The organism is Mesorhizobium sp. M0207, from assembly GCF_040321995.1.
Lineage (GTDB): Bacteria > Pseudomonadota > Alphaproteobacteria > Rhizobiales > Rhizobiaceae > Mesorhizobium.
In genome coordinates this window covers 1-628 of record NZ_JAMYSQ010000078.1, presented here as the reverse complement: position 1 = coordinate 628, position 628 = coordinate 1, and the positions used below count along the sequence as shown (strand labels likewise).

Sequence of the window (628 nt, the reverse complement as noted above, 5' to 3'; positions counted from 1 at the left end):
GCTCCGCCACATAATCTCGCCCGACGCATAAGAATGGATCCGAGCCGGCATCGCGCACCAGTGCCAAAAGGCCGTCGGGACCTTTTCTAAAATCGACGGGATGACTGGCGACCAGCACCTTCACGCCAGCCGGGATCATGCCTGGCGAACCGCCCGGATAATCCGCACCAGCTGCTCCTCATTGATATCGGCACCGGCGCGAATGACCACGCCACCCAGCTCGATCTCCACCGACGCGGACGCTGTCGGCGTGACCTCGACAAAGCCGAGCCGCTCCGCATCCCTGTGTGGCGTGACCGCACCGCTCTTGATCGCCTTGCTCCGCCAGCCGAACAGCTGGGCCGGCGCCATCCCCGCTTGTCTGGCAATGGCCGATACATTCGCGCCCGGCTTCAGTGTCGCCTCGATCAGCCGCGACTTCGCTTCCGCCGACCAGCGCCGCCGCGGACGCTGCGGGCTTGCCTCCAGTCGGTTGGCAACCGCTTCAAGAACATGGAAACTTCTATCATCAGGCATAGGCGCAGACATAGAAATTGACACTGCAAGCTCCTCGGCTCCTTGCTTCAGTGTCAGTATGTCTCGCTCATCACCTCAAGCCGCGCCAGATGGGGTCAGCTTGGCGCTTACG

1 protein-coding gene is annotated in these 628 nt (G+C 62.6%); it reads right to left on the bottom strand.

All coding sequences use genetic code 11. From position 1 onward, the window contains the following. Positions 1-135: 135 nt before the first annotated feature. A complete protein-coding gene (locus NKJ15_RS32920; protein WP_245274633.1) occupies positions 136-516 on the bottom strand; it encodes a transposase in 381 nt (126 codons plus the stop codon). Positions 517-628: the final 112 nt, after the last annotated feature.